Raw genomic sequence first — 15,562 nt, 5'->3', positions numbered from 1 at the left:
CCTATCCTTCGTTCGACTGGGCGACGGCGACCGCGTCGACGGCTGCGCGCGCATCCTCTAGCTTCGCGGGAGCGACCTGCCCCTCGTGCGGCAGACGGAGCACGAAGCGCGCGGGGTCGCGCATGTCGAAACGCAATATGCCGCGACCGAGCAGACGGTTGGCGCCGTCCATATGTGCGAATTTCGCAAGCGCGGCCTTGGCCTCGGCCTCGCCCTCGGGAAGCGAAAGCGTCTCGCCGCTGCGGAAGCGCAGGTCCCATCGGCGGTTGCCGACCCATGTCGCGCCCGCGAGCAATTCCTTGAGGCTGCTCGCCTCCGAAAGCAGACGATCGAGGTCCTGCGAGCGCTGGTTCGCCCGCGGCCCGATGACCAGCGGCAGGTCAGGCATCGTCGCGACGGTGACGGGTTCGAGCACGACGCCCTTTTCGTCGATCAGCGACAGGCGATTATTATGCTGCCAGATCGCCGCGGGCGTACGCTCGACGATATCGACGACGAGCGTGTCCGGAAGGCGGCGGGATACGCGCGCATCCTTGATCCAGCCATATTTCATAAGGTCGCCGCGGACATCTTCCAGATCGACCGCCGCCATCGAGCGGTCCTTCTGCGCAAGCGCGATGTCATAGACTTTGAGCCGGTCGATGCGATCGGCGCCGACGACCTCGACCTTCTTGACCTGAAATCCCGCGCGGCCGACCAACTGCGCATATTCCTCATGAACCTTTGCGGTCACGCCTGTGGCATGGGCGGCGATGGCGGCAACCGCGCACAGGCTGAGCCCGACGGTCCAGTTGGCGATCTTCTGCAGCCGTTGCGGGCTGATCGGCAGCGCGTTGATAATCGCATTGAGGCGCGAGGTCTGTACCCTCCGCCGCTTTTTCGGCGCACGCGCCGGCCGGCGCGGCGGCGCCTTCCCCCGCTTGATCTGTGTCTTGCTCATGATAACGCTTCCCCCACGATGCGTTCGACGAGTTCGGCATAATCCATGCCGACGGCGCGCCCCTGTTCGGGCACAAGGCTGAGCGGCGTCATGCCGGGCTGGGTGTTGACCTCGAGCAGGAAAATCCCCGCAAGGCCATGTTCGTCGTCCCAGCGGAAATCCGAGCGGGATGCGCCCTTGCAGCCGAGCAGGCGGTGCGATTGCAACGCCAGATCTTTCATCCGCTGCGCGACGTCATCGGGGACGTCGGCGGGACAGACATGTTCGGTCAGGCCGTCGGTATATTTGGCGTCATAGTCGTAGAAGCCCGACTTGACGCGGAGTTCGGTGACCGCAAGCGGCGTGTCGCCGAGCACGGCGACGGTCAGTTCGCGACCCTTGATGAAGGGCTCGGCCAGCAGCCGTTCAAATTCCTGCCAAGGGCCCACGGCTTCGCGCGCGATCGGGTTGCCGTAATTGCTGTCGTCCTTGACGATCGCGACGCCGACCGACGAGCCCTCATTCACGGGTTTCAGGACATAGGGGCGCGGCAAGGGGTCGACTGTGAAGAGGCTTTCGCTGTCAACCATCGTCCCCGTCGGCATGGGGATACCATGCGGCACCAGCGCCTGTTTCGTCAATTCCTTGTCGATCGCGATGACCGAGGTGACGAGCCCGCTGTGGGTGTATTTGAGACCCATCAGGTCAAGCATGCCCTGCACCGTCCCGTCCTCGCCAGGGACGCCGTGGAGCGCGTTGAACACGACGTCGGGTTTTGCCTCGGCAAGCCGCTGCGCGACATTGCGGTCCATGTCGATGCGCGTGACCTTGTGCCCACGGCTTTCGAGCGCGTCGGCGACGCCATTGCCGCTCATCAGCGACACTTCGCGCTCGGCCGACCAGCCGCCCATCAGGACGGCGACATGCCACGGACCCCGGCTCACTTCATGACTCCCACGCGCTGTATTTCCCATTGCAATTCCACGCCGCTCTTCGCTTTCACGCGGCGGCGGACTTCCTCACCGAGCTCTTCGATATCGGCGCTGCTCGCCTCACCGGTGTTGATCAGGAAATTGGTGTGCTTTTCGCTGACCTGCGCCCCGCCGACCATGAAGCCACGGCAGCCGGCTTCGTCGACGAGCTGCCATGCCTTGTGTCCGTCGGGGTTCTTGAAGGTCGAACCGCCGGTTTTCGAACGCAGCGGCTGCGAGGCTTCGCGGCTTGCCGAGATGCGGTCCATTTCGGCCTGGATCGCGCCGGGTTCGCCGGGTCGGCCGCGAAAGGTCGCGCCGATCACGACCGCGCCCTCGGGCAACTCACTGTGCCGATAGGTGTAGCCGAGTTCGGCGAGCGGCAGGGTCTTGCGCTCGCCCGAGCGCAGCACGACGTCGCAATCGATCAATATGTCCTTGACCTCGCCGCCGTAGGCGCCGCCGTTCATGCGCACGAAACCTCCTACGGTGCCCGGGATCGAGCGCAGGAATTCCATGCCGGCGATGCCCGCGTCGCGCGCGGTCGAAGAAACAAGAATGCCCGACGCGCCGCCGCCGCAACGCAGCGTCGTCGCATCGACCGCTTCGACCTTCGCGAACGCCTTGCCAAGCCGGACGACGACGCCCGGGAAGCCGCCATCGCGGACGATGAGGTTCGACCCGAGGCCGAGCGCCATCACCGACACGGCAGGATCGAGATCGCGGAGGAAATCGGCGAGGTCGTCGGCGTCCTTCGGCTCGAAAAGCCAGTCGGCGGGGCCGCCCGACTTGAACCAGACGAGCGGCGCGAGCGGCGCCTTTGCCGTCAGTTTGCCGCGTACGGCAGGAAGCGTGTCGGCACTGCTCATGCCGCTTCCACCGCCGCGGCGAGGCCCGCAGCCATCTTGGTGATATCGCCCGCGCCGAGGCAGATGACCTTGTCGCCCGGCCCGAGATCGCCGGCAGCGATGCTGGCGGCGATAGCAGTGGCCAGCGCGCCGGCGTCGGCCACGACATTGGCCTGACGGTGACCCCGGTCGCGCAGACCCGCGACCAGGACATCCGACGACACGCCGTCGATCGGCGCTTCGCCCGCGGTATAGACGGGCAGCGCAAGCACGATGTCGGCGTCGTTAAACGCCTGCTGGAAATCGTCCATATGATCGCGCAGGCGCGTAAAGCGATGCGGCTGGACCACCGCGACAACGCGCCCCGCCCCCACGCCTTCGCGCGCAGCCGACAGCACGGCACGGATCTCGACGGGGTGATGGGCATAATCGTCGATCACAGTGACGACGCCCTCGCCCACCGCAATCTCGCCGACCTTGGTAAAGCGGCGCTTCACCCCGGCAAAACCGTTGAAGCCCGACACGATCTTGTCGTCCGAAACGCCCATGTGCAGCGCGACGGCAATCGCCGCGAGCGAATTCTGGACATTGTGGCGGCCCGACATTGGGAGGTGAATGCCCTCAATCGTCCGGCTGTTTCCGTCGCGGTCGCGCACGACGACGTCGAAGCGATTGCCGTCGGGGCCGGGCGTCACATTGGTGCCGCGAACGTCGGCTTGGGCAGAGAAGCCATAGGTCACGATCCGGCGGTCGCGGATGCGCGGGATGATCGCCTGGACCTCCGGATGGTCGAGGCAGAGCATCGCCGCGCCGTAAAAGGGTACATTCTCGATAAATTCGACGAAGGCGTCCTTGATCGCGTCAAAGCTGCCATAATGGTCGAGATGTTCGGGATCGATGTTGGTGACGACCGCGATCGTGCCGTCGAGGCGCAGGAAGCTGCCGTCGCTCTCGTCGGCCTCGACGACCATCCAGTCGCTGGCGCCGAGGCGCGCGTTCGAGCCATAGTTGTTGATGATTCCGCCGTTGATCACCGTCGGGTCGATCCCGCCCGCGTCGAGCAGCGCGGCGACGAGGCTGGTCGTCGTCGTCTTGCCATGCGTGCCTGCAATCGCGACGGTCGATTTCAGCCGCATCAGTTCGGCAAGCATTTCGGCGCGGCGGACGAGCGGGATGCGGTTCGCGAGCGCGGCCTCGACTTCGGGATTGCCGCGCTTGACTGCGGTCGATGTGACGACGACCGCCACCCCGTCGACGTTCGAGGCTTCGTGCCCGATCGCGACCTTGATCCCGCGTTTGCGCAATCCCTCGACGACGTAAGAGTCGGCGATGTCGCTGCCCTGCACCTGATAGCCCAGATTGTGCATGACCTCGGCGATGCCCGACATGCCGATGCCGCCGATGCCGATGAAATGGATGGTGCCGATATCCGTCGCAACGCCGCGCATCATTTATCTCCCGCGCGGGTGGCGGCAATGCCGCCGGCTACCGCAGCCGAGCGCGACGCGGCGCCGACGCGGATGACATCCATCATCGGCGGGGCTGCGAGCGATTCGACCAAATCGGCAAGATCGCGCGTCGCGTTCGGCAGGCCGCAGCTTGCCGCACGTTCGGCGGCTTCTTCGAGCGCGCCGGGTTCGAGCGCCATGCGCTGGATATGTTTGGCGACCTCGGCAGCGGTGAAGTCGGGCTGCTGGAACGAAATCGCACCGCCCGCCTGGACCAGGTCGACGACATTATAGGTCTGATGGTCGTCCATCGCGCTGGGATAGGGAACGAAGATCGCCGGGCGCCCGGCACAGGCGAGTTCGGCGACCGTCGATGCGCCCGCGCGCGCGATGACCATATGCGCCCAACGCAGCCGCTCGGGAAAGTCCTTGATGTAGGATGCGCATTCTGCGGCGACGCCGAGTTCGGCATATTTGGCGCGGACCGCTTCGATATCATCCTCGCGGCACTGCTGCACGACCTGCAAGCGGTCGAGCAGAGCACGCGGCAACATCGCAACAGCGGCAGGTACGACGTCGCTGAGCACCGTTGCACCCAAGCTTCCCCCAACCACGAGCAAGCGGAAAATGCCATCTTCGGGCAGCGGCGGGAAACCGTCGTCACGGATCGCGATGATCTCCTCGCGCACCGGATTGCCCGTGATATGGAGCTTCGCTTCCTGCCCCGCGGGATAGCGCTGGATATTATGATAGGCGACCGCCACCGCGTCGACGCGCGGCGCCATCATGCGGTTGACGCGGCCGAGCACGGCATTTTGTTCGTGGAGCACGCGCGGCCGCTTCGTGGCGCCGGCAGCGAGCAGACTGGGGAGCGAGGGATAGCCGCCGAAACCGACGACGACGGCGGGGTCGAATTCATCGATCAGGTCGATCGCCATGCGGCGCCCCTTGCGGATCGCGAGAGCAGCCTTGACCCAGCCGGCGGGGCCTCCCGATACGCGGCCCGCGGGCAGCACATGCGTGTCCATCTCCGCCGGAGCACCGGGAATTCTGAGGCCGCGGTCGTCGCTGACAAGCGCGACGCGGTGTCCGCGCGCGATCAGTTCGCCGGCGAGGGCGTAGGCGGGCAGCATATGTCCTCCCGTCCCGCCGGCGGCGAGAAGGAAGTGGCGGGTGGCAGTCATTTCTTGTTCCAGTTCCGGGTCATCGATACCCGAGCCGCATAGGGGTTTCGCCGGGTCAGCGACAAGAGCAAACCCATGCCGATCGACAGAGCGATGAAGGACGAGCCACCATAGGAGATGAAAGGCAAGGTCATCCCCTTCGACGGGAATATCTGCGTGTTCACGGCCATGTTGATCACTGCCTGCCCACCGAACTGCGCGATCAGGCCCGCGACGGCGAGAATCAGGAAGCTGTCTTCCTCATCGAGCAGGCGGACAAGAACACGCACGATGATCGCGAGATAGAGCACCGCGATCGCCATGCACGCGATCATCCCGAACTCCTCGCCGATTACCGAGAAGATATAGTCGGTATGCGCTTCGGGTAGCTGGAACTTGGCGAGTCCCGCGCCGGGGCCGGTGCCGATGAGGCCGCCCGCGGTCAGCGTCGCATGCGCCTTGTCGACCTGAAAACTGTCACCCTCGGCAAAGAGCCAGATGTTGATGCGCTGCTGCGCGACCGGATAGAAGAAATAGGCGAGCACGATGCCCACGACACCCGCACCCGCGAGTGCGCCCATAATCCGCATCGACAGCCCCGCAACGAGGACGAGGACGAACCAGGTCGCCGCAAAGATGATCGTCTGCCCAAGGTCGGGCTGGCCCATGAGCAGCAGCGCGATGACGCCGGTGAGCGCCGCCGCGAGCGGCACGACGGGCAGGCTCTGGTCGTGGAGGCGCAGCGACAGCACCCACGCGAGCGACACCGCGAAGAAGGGCTTCAGGAACTCCGACGGCTGCAGCCGGAACACACCGCTGCCGATCCAGCGCTGCGCGCCGTTCACCGAGGTGCCGATCAGCGGCACCATGAAGAGCAGGAAGAGAAAGGCGATGGTGCCATAGATGGCGAAGCGCCGCGCCTGCGGCTTTGGCAGCATCGACACCATCAGCATCACCGGCACGCCGACCATCACCCACATAAGCTGGCGATAGAAATAATAGAGCGGATCGAGCGACGCGGTCGAGGTCGAGAGTTTCTGTGCCGCAACAGGCGACGCCGCCGCAACTGCGACTAGCCCGACCGCGACGAGGATCGATACCAGCAGTAATAGAACCCGGTCGATTTCCCAAAACCAAAGGCCGAGCGGTGTGCGGTCGGCACGGCTGAGGCGCGGGCCGCGGCGTTTCGTCGTTCGCGTGGCGGCAATCACCGGGCGTTCGGTTGTGTCCAAATTATCCCCCCCGCTCATGCCCCGAGCGCCTGTACCGCAGCGCGGAACACATCGCCGCGCTGCTCATAATCCTTGAACTGGTCGAACGACGCGCAGGCGGGCGACAACAGCACGATATCGCCCGGCTTCGCCATGGCCGCCGCCTGCTTCACCGCCGCAGCCAGATCCCCCGACCGCTCGACCGGGATCGCGTCGCCAATCTCGTCCGCGAAGGGCTCCATCGCCTCGCCGATCAGATAGGCGCGTTGGACATGGCCGAACCAGGGACGGCACGCCGCCAGCCCGTCGCCCTTGGCCTTGCCGCCCGCAATCCAGTGCAAACGCTGGTCCGGCGCCGGCGGAAAAGCCGCCAGCGCCGGTGCAGCGGAAGCCGCGTTGGTAGCCTTGCTGTCATTGAACCAGCTGACCCCCCCGACTTCGCCGACCAATTCCATCCGGTGCGGCAGCGACTTGTAGGTCGCAAGGCCGCGTTCGATCTGTTCGTCGTTCAGCCCCAGCACGCGGCACACGGCGATCGCGCAGACGGCGTTCTGCGCGTTGTGCGGCCCCTGCAATGCGGGCCAGCGCGCCTGATCGACCGGATCGACATCCTTTGCCGACACGCGGTGGAGGCGGTGGTTGATGCGGCTTGCGATCATCTTCGACGGATCGTCATCGACCGCGACGATCGCCACCTGATCGCGATGTTGCAGGCCGAACAGCCGCGCCTTCGACGCCGCATAGCCGGCGAAGCCGTCGTAGCGGTCGAGATGATCGGGGCTGAGGTTGGTCAGCACCGCAACGTCGCAGGCAAGGCTGTGCGAAAGGTCGATCTGGTAGCTTGAAAGTTCGAGCACATAGACGCCGCCTTCGGCAAGCGGATCGCGGCTGAGGATCGGCAGCCCGATGTTGCCGCCCATCAGCGTCGGCACGCCAGCACTTTCGAGCATATGCGTGATCAGCGCTGTAACGGTCGATTTGCCGTTGGTGCCGGTGATGCCGACGACTTTATGCGCGGGCAGTTCGTCACGAGCCTCGGCAAAGAGTTCGATGTCGCCGATTACCGGCACATGCGCCTCGCGCGCGTGCGCCGCGATCGGATGGCGGTTAAGCGGGACGCCCGGCGACACGACGACGCCCGCGAAGCCGATGAGATCGATGTCGAGCGGATTGCCGATGTCGGCGCCAAGCGCCATCGCATCGTCGCGCGCTTCCTCGCGGTCGTCCCACGCGGTCACGCCCGCGCCACTGGCAACGAGCGCCTCAACCGTCGCGAGGCCCGAGCGCGCCAGTCCCAGCACCGCATAGCGGCGACCGGCAAAGACGCGCGAGGAGATCAACGGAGTTTCAAGGTCGCGAGCCCTGCGAGCGCGAGGACGATCGAGACGATCCAGAAACGGATGACGACGGTGGATTCGGGCCAGCCGAGCTGCTCGAAATGATGGTGGATCGGCGCCATGCGGAAGACGCGCTTGCCGGTGCGCTTGTACCAGAAGACCTGGATGATCACCGACAGCGCCTCGACCACGAACAGCCCGCCAACGAGGACGAGGACAAGCTCATGCTGCGCGGTTACAGCGATCGTCGCGAGCGCGCCACCAAGCGCGAGGCTGCCCGTGTCGCCCATGAACACTGCCGCGGGGGGCGCGTTGAACCACAGGAAAGCAAGGCAGGCGCCGATGATCCCCGCGGCAAAAACCGCGAGTTCGCCCGCACCGGGGACGTGCGGAATGCCGAGGTAGCCGGCGAACTTCACGTTGCCCGACAGATAGACGATGACGAGGAAAGTCAGGCTGGCGATGATCACCGGGAAGGTTGCGAGCCCGTCGAGACCGTCGGTGAGGTTCACAGCGTTGCCGAAACCGACAATCAGCACCATCGCAAAGACATAGTAGAGCGGGCCGAGTTCGAGCACGACGCCGCTGAAAAATGGCAGATACAGGTCGGTGCCGGTGCGCGACACGATCAGGAACACCGCAACGCCAGCGATCAAAAATTCGATCAACAGGCGCACGCGCCCCGGAATTCCGCGATGGCTGGCCTTGGTCACCTTGTCGAGATCATCGAGGAAGCCGACCGCTGCAAAGCCGCCGGTCACGAATATGCACGCCCAGACGAAGCGGTTGGAAAGGTCCATCCACAGGAGCGCCGAGATCATCAGCGAAATGAGTATCATCAGCCCGCCCATCGTCGGCGTGCCCTTTTTCGCCAGGTGGCTCTGCGGCCCGTCCTCGCGGATCGGCTGCCCCTTGCCCTGCCGCATCCGCAACATCAGGATGAAGCGAGGGCCGATCCACAGCCCGATGATCAGCGCGGTCGCGACCGCGGCCCCCGAACGAAAGCTCAGGTAGCGAATGAGGTTGAGAGCCCCCGGAAAGCCAAGCCATTCCGCCAGCCAATAAAGCATCAATAGTCCCCGTTGGTCAGAGCCGCCACGACATGCGACAACCCGACGCTGTTTGACCCCTTAACCAGCACGGCGTCGCCCGGACGGATCAGGTCCTTCAGCCGCCCTACCGCGGCCGAGTGGGCGGCCACATGCTCGAAATCGACGCGTCCCTCAAGCGCTTTGGCAAGCGGCGCCATCTCTTCGCCGACAAGCAGGGCGAATTGCACCCCCGCCGCGACGAGCGGAGCCGCCAGACCCGCGTGATATGCCTCTCCGCCCGGTCCAAGCTCCTTCATCGCGCCGAGAATCGCGAGCTTGCGATCGGCGGATTCGGTGCCGAACTGGTTGATCGTCGCGGCCATCGAGGCCGGATTGGCGTTATAGCTTTCGTCGATGACGAGGATGTGGCCGCCGGGCACCGCGACGCGGTGACGCGCGCCGCGTCCGACGAGACCGCCCATTTCGGCGAAGGCGAGGCCCGCGGCGGGCAGGTCGCCGCCGACGGCCTTGATCGCCGCCAGCACCGCAAGCGAATTGGCGACCCAATGTGCGCCAGCCTGCGCGATGTTGAAGCAGAGCAGCGAGTCCTGCACCTGCGCGGTGACGAGCGAACCGCCCTTCCCGTCCGACAGCCAGTCGACCGCGCGGACGTCGGCTCCTTCACCAAGCCCAAAGCTCACGACGTGCGCGGCGTGCTGCTCGGCTTTCGCACGAAGGCGCGCATAATGAGGGCTGTCGAACGGAACGATCGCCGTACCGCCGGGCTCCAGCCCCTCGAAAATCTCACCCTTTGCATCCGCAATCGCTTCCTCGCCGCTGAAGAATTCCATGTGGGCGGGGGCGATGGTGGTGACGATGGCGACATGCGGGCGGACCATCCGCGTCAGCTCGGCGAGTTCGCCCGCGTGGTTCATCCCCATTTCGAATACGCCGAAATCGGCGGTCGAGGGCATGCGCGCGAGGCTGAGTGGGACGCCTACGTGGTTGTTGTAGCTTTTAACCGAGCGATGTGCCCTTCCCGGGCGGAAACGGTCGAGTGCGGCGAACAATGCCTCTTTCGTCCCCGTCTTGCCCGCCGAGCCGGTGACGCCGATGATGCGGCCGTGGCTGCGCGCGCGCGACGTGGTTCCGAGCGCGTTCAAAGCCGCCGCGCTGTCGGCGACGCGGACATGCGGATGATCGATCGCGGTTTCGCAGACGATACCGGCGGCGCCCGCGGCGATCGCCTTGTCGATGAAGGCGTGGCCGTCGGCAAATTCGCCCTTCATGGCGACAAAGAGGTCGCCCGCCGTGACCTCACGCGAGTCGAAGGCCACGCCCTGCACGGTGAAATCGGCGCTGGCGGTACCGCCCGTAGCAGCGGCGATGGCGCGCGCGGTCCAGAGCGGATTCATGCCGCCACCTCGCGTGCGACGGTCACATCGTCGAAGGGAATGACACGCATGTCGTCACCGCGACCGACAATCTGGCCCTGCTCGTGCCCCTTGCCCGCGATGCAGACGATATCGTCGGAGCGCGCTTCGGCGATGGCGGCGGCAATCGCGGCACGGCGGTCGCCGATGACCCGCGCGTCGGGTGCCGCGGCCGCGATCGCATCGCGGATGACGGCGGGATCTTCGCCGCGTGGATTGTCGTCGGTGATGATCAGCACGTCGGCCTTGGCTGCGGCAACTTTGCCCATTTCCGGGCGCTTCGCCTGGTCGCGGTCGCCGCCGGCCCCGAAAACGAGGATCAGGCGGCCGTTCGCATGCGGGCGCAGCGCGTCGAGCGCCGCTTCGATCGCGTCGGGCGTGTGGGCATAGTCGACATAGACCGGGGCACCGGTTCGGGCGATCGCGGCGCGTTCGAGGCGGCCGCGCACCGGCTGGAGCCGGGCGAGATTGCCGAGCGTCTGCGCAGCGTCGCCGCCGGTCGCGATCACGAGGGCCGCCGACACGAGCGCGTTCGCAACCTGATAGGCTCCAATCAGCGGCAGATCGACCTTTTGCGTCAGATCGCCCGCCGCGATGACGAGCGCCTGGCCGAGCTGCGTCGGCTCGCGCGAGACAAGGCGAAGTGTTTCGCCCTTTGTACCGACGGTCAGCAGACGGACGCCGCGCGCTTTCGCAGCCGCGATCACCGGCGCCGAATATTCGTCGTCGGCCCACACCACCGCCGCACCACCGGGCTCGACGACTTCGGAGAAGAGCCGCAACTTGGCCGCGAGATAGGCGTCCATCGTGCCGTGATAGTCGAGATGGTCGTGGCTGAGGTTGGTGAAAGCAGCCGCCTTCACCGGCAGACCCTCGGTGCGATACTGGTCGAGACCGTGACTCGACGCCTCGAACGCGGCGTGGGTGACCCCCTCGACCGCGAGACCCGACATGTTCGAGAGGAAAGTGACGATGTCTGGGGTCGTCAGCCCGGTGGATGCGCTGTCCTGTGACGTCGTGATGCCAAGCGTGCCAATCGACGCGGCGTTGAACCCCGCCATCCGCCAGAGCTGGCGCGTCATCTCGACGGTCGAGGTCTTTCCGTTCGTGCCCGTCACCGCGACGCAGGTCGCGGGAAAACGATGGAAGAAGCGCGCCGCGATATGCGCGAAGGCCCGGCGCGGGTTGGCATCGGCGATATGCACCGCACCCTCGACCTGCGCCTCGGGACGACCAACGATTGCCACCGCCCCGGCGTCAACGGCGGCTGCAATAAAGTCCTCGCCATTGAATTTTTCGCCGACGAATGCGCCGAAGACCGTGCCCGGCGCGACCTTGCGATGGTCGATGGCGAGCCCCGTAACGACGGGATCGCTGCCCTCCAGCGACTGATCTTCGAGCAGCGCGGCGAGACGCATCAGTGCGCTTCCTCGCCTCTCCGCAGCAGCGGGGTCAGTTCGGAAACATCGACATCGCGGCTTTCGTCAGGAAACACGCCGAGCATCGGGCCAGCGCGCGTCACGACCTTGCGCACCACCGGTGCCGCGGTCCAGCCGGCGGTCCGCTGGCCGGAACTGAAGGCATTGCCCTTGGGCTCGTCGATCATCACCAGCACCACATAGCGCGGATTGTCCATCGGGAAAGCCGCCGCGAAGGTCGAGACGAGCGAATGCCGGCGATAGCCGCCTGCGCCAGGCTTTTCAGCCGAACCGGTCTTGCCGCCGACGCGGAAGCCCGGCGCCTCCGCCTGTTTGCCGGTGCCGTCGGAGACGATGAGACGGAGCAACTGGCGCATCCGCGCACTGGTCGACGCCTTGAACACGCGGCGCCCCTGCGGCGGCGCCTTGTCGCCGAGCTTGAGCATCGTCGCAGGGCGATAGATACCGCCGTTGACGAGCGCGGCATAGGCGCTGGCGAGATGGAGCGGGGTCACCGCGATGCCATGGCCATAGCTGGTCGTCATCGTCGTCAGGCGGCCCCAATCCTTGGGCCACAGCGGGAAAGCGCGCTCCTTGAGCTCGATCTGCGGTCGCTTGTCGAAATCGAGATTGCGGAACAATTTTTCCATATTCTCGCGGCCGAGTTCGTCGGCGATGCGCGCGGTTGCGATGTTCGAGCTTTCGATCAGCGTTTCGGGCACATTGTACCAGCGGCCGGGATGGCTGTCGCGGATACGGAAACCCGCGATCGCGAGCGGTGCCGAGGCATCGTAGCGGCGCGCCATATTGGTCACCACGCCATCGTCGATGGCAGCGCCGATCGACAGCGGCTTGAAGGTCGACCCCAGCTCATAAAGATTATAGGTCACCGCGTTGCGGCGTGTCGCCGGATCGCTGCCGGTCAGCTTGTTCGGGTTAAAGGTCGGGAGCGAAGTCATCGCCGCGACTTCGCCGGTGTGGACGTCGAGAATGATCCCCGCCCCGCCGATTGCCTCAAGGTTCGCGACCGCCGAACTCAGCTCGCTTTCGAGTACACCCTGTACGCGCGCGTCGATCGACAGCGCGAGCGGCTGCCCGCGCGTCGCCTTGTCGATTAGCCGCTGGTCGAAGGCACCTTCGACGCCGGTCACGCCATGCCCCTCGGCGTTGGTGAAGCCGAGGACGTGGGCAGCAAGCGTCAGCTGCGGATAAAGGCGTTCCTTTTCGCGCGGAAAGTCGAAGCCGACGTCGCCGATTGCGTTCACCGCCGCGACCTGATCGGGCAGCGCGCGGCGGCGAATGTAGGTCGGCCGCGACCCGCTGACCTTTGCCAGCAATTCCTCGCGCGGCGTGTCCGGGAATATCTTGTGGAGCTCGTCGGCGAGATATTGCCGGTTGTTGAGCAGCTTCGACGGAACGACGCGGATCGAATAGCCGTCGATGGTACGCGCCAACGGCACGCCGTTGCGGTCGACGATGTCGGCGCGCGCCGGAACAAAGGCCGTCGCCGCGCCGCGGTTCGACGCGGTATCGAACAGCGCGAAATAAAGGAGCCGCACCGATACAACCAAAAATGCCGCCATGAACAGCAGCATCAGGATCATCAAACGCTGTTGTGCGGTCAGCAATATCTGCTGCCGCACCCCAGCGGTTCGGACCCGGGTCGGACGGACGACCAGCGTGTTCATCGGCCGGACTTACCCCCTGCAGCCTCGACCGCCGCCGCACGCTTGAGGTCTGCGAGCGTCGATTCGGCGAGGAGTTGGTCCTCGATCATCTTAAGCTGTTCACGGCGACGTGTCGGCGCCATCCGCGGCGTCACGTCGCTGCGGATGGCCGTTTCAGCCTGCGCGAGCACCACAGGCTTGATCGCCGCCGGCTTGGCTGCGACCGGGCTTTCCTTCGTGGCCGTATTGGCCGAAGCGGGCGGCGTCCCGACGGGCGAAACCATCGCCATCAGCACAGGCGCGACTTCGTTGGCGCCGCGCGCGCGCGGCAAGCGGTCGAGCGAAGCGAGCTGGCGCTCACTTTCCAGATACTGACCCGCATCGGGCGCCGAATAGCCGAAGGTATCGGCGTTCCACTGTTCGAGCTGGCGCATCGAGGCCCGCACCGCGAGTTCGGATTCAAGGTAGCGGATATTGTCGCGCGTGCGGTCGATCTGCCGCTCTATCCGCGTCAATTCGCTGCGCGTCGCCGCAACCTTCAGCGACACGGGATAGAGCATCATCGCGAAGATGAGCACGAGCAGAACCAGGCCAATCCCCTGGACCTTGCGGGCCGCCATCAGCATGACATCGCCTCCTTCCCTGAATTTCCCTGGACCGAATGCGCCGGAGCGGCCGTCCGGATCGCGCTGCGCAATGTCGCCGAACGAGCACGCGGATTGCGTGCCTCTTCGGCCTTGCCCGGACGCACTTTGCGCGCCGGGGTTTCGAAAGTTGCGGCCCGCGCCAGAGGGATCGGCGCGGGCCGGTGGCGCGAACCCGCGGCATCGCCACCGCTGCGTTCGCGCAGGAAGTTCTTCACGATCCGGTCTTCGGTGCTGTGAAAGCTGACGACCGCGAGCCGGCCACCGGGGCGCAGCAGACGCTCGGCCGCGTTGAGGCCGGCCATCAACTCGTCGAGCTCGCCGTTCACATGGATGCGGATCGCCTGAAAGCTCTTGGTCGACGGATCCTTGGGCGCGCCGGGCGGATGGCGCAGCGCTTTACGGATCACCGTCGCAAGCTCGCCGGTACGGGTCAGCGGGCGCGCCGCGACGATCGCGCGCGCTACGCGGCGCGACTGACGTTCATCGCCATAATGGAAAAGCACGTCGGCGATTTCGCCCTCGTCGGCGCTGTTCAGCCAATCGGCCGCGCTTTCGCCTTCCTGCGCCATACGCATGTCGAGCGGCCCATCCTTCTGGAACGAAAACCCGCGCTCATCGCGGTCGAGCTGCATCGAGGAAACGCCGATATCGAAAGTGATGCCGTCGACCGCCTCGATCCCGCGCTCGGCGAGCAATCGGTCGATCTCGCCGAAGCGGCCGTGGATCAGCGTCAGCTTGCCGCCGGCTTCCTCGACCAGCGCCTGCCCTTCGGCAATCGCATCGGGATCGCGGTCGCAAGCGATGACCTCGGCACCCGCGGCGAGCATCGCGCGGGTGTAGCCGCCGGCGCCGAAGGTCGCATCGACATGGCGCTCACCGGGGGCGATGGCGAGTGCTGCGAGGACTTCTTCACGGAGGACCGGATCGTGGCGAGGATCCCTGGGGAGCTCGGGAAGGACGTCGGTCACTTGCGCCCCTTCCCTTTGGTCGCATCCCACGACGCCGCGAGCCGCTGAAGCACCGGATCGGCCTCGGCACATTCGGCCAAGGTCGGCAGCCACCAGATTTCCAGACGGCGGCCCGAGCCCACAAAAGCCGTCGCGCCGGCATCGCCGACGCGGTCGCGGTGGATGAAGCTGGGAAGGAAGCGACCGCTGTCGTCGAGCGTATATGGCTCGGTATAGCTGAAGCGCTTCTTGAACTCGCTGTCTTCGTCGAAGTCGAGGTCGCGCAGCCGCGCTGTTTCGCGGTCGCGCTCGATCTCGCCGTTCAGTCGGTCATACTGGTCCTGGCCATAGGCGACGAGGCACGGCAGCTTTTCATGAAAGCCGACCCAGAGCACGCGCTGACCGTCCGCAGTGAGGGGCACATTGTTGCGGAACTGTGAGGGGACAGCGATGCGCCCCTTGCCATCGATCGCGGCGAAATTGGTGCCCGCATACTGGCCGGGCGTCACAATCGCCATCGCT

General features: G+C 65.7%; 14 protein-coding genes. All 14 read right to left on the bottom strand.

The features are described 5' to 3' along the window. Nucleotide 1 precedes the first annotated feature (1 nt). Genes SC1_RS05555 through SC1_RS05490 form a run of 14 tightly spaced genes read right to left on the bottom strand, consistent with a single transcriptional unit; the run spans nucleotide 2 to nucleotide 15,558 of the window. The gene (locus SC1_RS05555) at nucleotides 2–940 is read right to left on the bottom strand and encodes a cell division protein FtsQ/DivIB (protein ID WP_062178665.1); all 939 of its coding nucleotides are present in this window, start codon (nucleotides 938–940) and stop codon (nucleotides 2–4) included. Then, nucleotides 937–1,863, bottom strand: coding sequence for a D-alanine--D-alanine ligase (locus SC1_RS05550; RefSeq protein ID WP_062178662.1), 927 nt, complete (start codon nucleotides 1,861–1,863; stop codon nucleotides 937–939). Before SC1_RS05550 ends, SC1_RS05555 begins: the two co-directional genes overlap by 4 nt. Then, complete coding sequence (gene murB, locus SC1_RS05545; protein WP_062178659.1) at nucleotides 1,860–2,759, bottom strand: UDP-N-acetylmuramate dehydrogenase; 900 nt, start codon at nucleotides 2,757–2,759, stop codon at nucleotides 1,860–1,862. Before murB ends, SC1_RS05550 begins: the two co-directional genes overlap by 4 nt. Next, entirely contained in the window at nucleotides 2,756–4,186 is a 1,431-nt protein-coding gene (murC, locus tag SC1_RS05540) for a UDP-N-acetylmuramate--L-alanine ligase (RefSeq protein ID WP_062178656.1), read from the bottom strand. The genes murB and murC overlap by 4 nt, the downstream gene beginning before the upstream one ends. Further along, nucleotides 4,186–5,370: an undecaprenyldiphospho-muramoylpentapeptide beta-N-acetylglucosaminyltransferase gene (gene murG / locus SC1_RS05535; protein WP_062178653.1), complete on the bottom strand. Its 1,185-nt coding sequence runs from the start codon at nucleotides 5,368–5,370 to the stop codon at nucleotides 4,186–4,188. The genes murC and murG overlap by 1 nt, the downstream gene beginning before the upstream one ends. Continuing rightward, nucleotides 5,367–6,599 (bottom strand): FtsW/RodA/SpoVE family cell cycle protein, encoded by a 1,233-nt coding sequence (locus tag SC1_RS05530; protein WP_193749114.1) that lies wholly within the window; start codon nucleotides 6,597–6,599, stop codon nucleotides 5,367–5,369. Before SC1_RS05530 ends, murG begins: the two co-directional genes overlap by 4 nt. Further along, entirely contained in the window at nucleotides 6,596–7,900 is a 1,305-nt protein-coding gene (murD, locus tag SC1_RS05525; RefSeq protein WP_062178650.1) for a UDP-N-acetylmuramoyl-L-alanine--D-glutamate ligase, read from the bottom strand. The genes SC1_RS05530 and murD overlap by 4 nt, the downstream gene beginning before the upstream one ends. After that, nucleotides 7,897–8,967 carry a phospho-N-acetylmuramoyl-pentapeptide-transferase gene (gene mraY, locus SC1_RS05520; RefSeq protein ID WP_062178647.1) on the bottom strand — a complete coding sequence of 357 codons (1,071 nt, stop codon included), beginning with the start codon at nucleotides 8,965–8,967 and terminating at the stop codon, nucleotides 7,897–7,899. The genes murD and mraY overlap by 4 nt, the downstream gene beginning before the upstream one ends. Beyond that, nucleotides 8,967–10,343 (bottom strand): UDP-N-acetylmuramoyl-tripeptide--D-alanyl-D-alanine ligase, encoded by a 1,377-nt coding sequence (gene murF / locus SC1_RS05515; protein ID WP_062178644.1) that lies wholly within the window; start codon nucleotides 10,341–10,343, stop codon nucleotides 8,967–8,969. Before murF ends, mraY begins: the two co-directional genes overlap by 1 nt. Then, nucleotides 10,340–11,779: a UDP-N-acetylmuramoyl-L-alanyl-D-glutamate--2,6-diaminopimelate ligase gene (locus SC1_RS05510; RefSeq protein ID WP_062178641.1), complete on the bottom strand. Its 1,440-nt coding sequence runs from the start codon at nucleotides 11,777–11,779 to the stop codon at nucleotides 10,340–10,342. The genes murF and SC1_RS05510 overlap by 4 nt, the downstream gene beginning before the upstream one ends. Next, entirely contained in the window at nucleotides 11,779–13,467 is a 1,689-nt protein-coding gene (locus SC1_RS05505; RefSeq protein ID WP_062178638.1) for a penicillin-binding protein 2, read from the bottom strand. Before SC1_RS05505 ends, SC1_RS05510 begins: the two co-directional genes overlap by 1 nt. Then, nucleotides 13,464–14,072, bottom strand: coding sequence for a hypothetical protein (locus tag SC1_RS05500; protein WP_062178635.1), 609 nt, complete (start codon nucleotides 14,070–14,072; stop codon nucleotides 13,464–13,466). The genes SC1_RS05505 and SC1_RS05500 overlap by 4 nt, the downstream gene beginning before the upstream one ends. Then, nucleotides 14,066–15,061, bottom strand: a complete 996-nt coding sequence (gene rsmH / locus SC1_RS05495; protein ID WP_062178632.1) for a 16S rRNA (cytosine(1402)-N(4))-methyltransferase RsmH — start codon at nucleotides 15,059–15,061, stop codon at nucleotides 14,066–14,068. The genes SC1_RS05500 and rsmH overlap by 7 nt, the downstream gene beginning before the upstream one ends. Next, nucleotides 15,058–15,558: a division/cell wall cluster transcriptional repressor MraZ gene (locus SC1_RS05490; RefSeq protein WP_062178629.1), complete on the bottom strand. Its 501-nt coding sequence runs from the start codon at nucleotides 15,556–15,558 to the stop codon at nucleotides 15,058–15,060. The genes rsmH and SC1_RS05490 overlap by 4 nt, the downstream gene beginning before the upstream one ends. Between the last annotated feature and the right edge of the window lie 4 nt (nucleotides 15,559–15,562).

Source organism: Sphingopyxis sp. C-1 (genome assembly GCF_001047015.1).
Classification (GTDB): domain Bacteria; phylum Pseudomonadota; class Alphaproteobacteria; order Sphingomonadales; family Sphingomonadaceae; genus Sphingopyxis.
The sequence above is the reverse complement of the archived record's forward strand: the minus strand, read 5'-3'. Positions and strand labels throughout refer to the sequence as shown.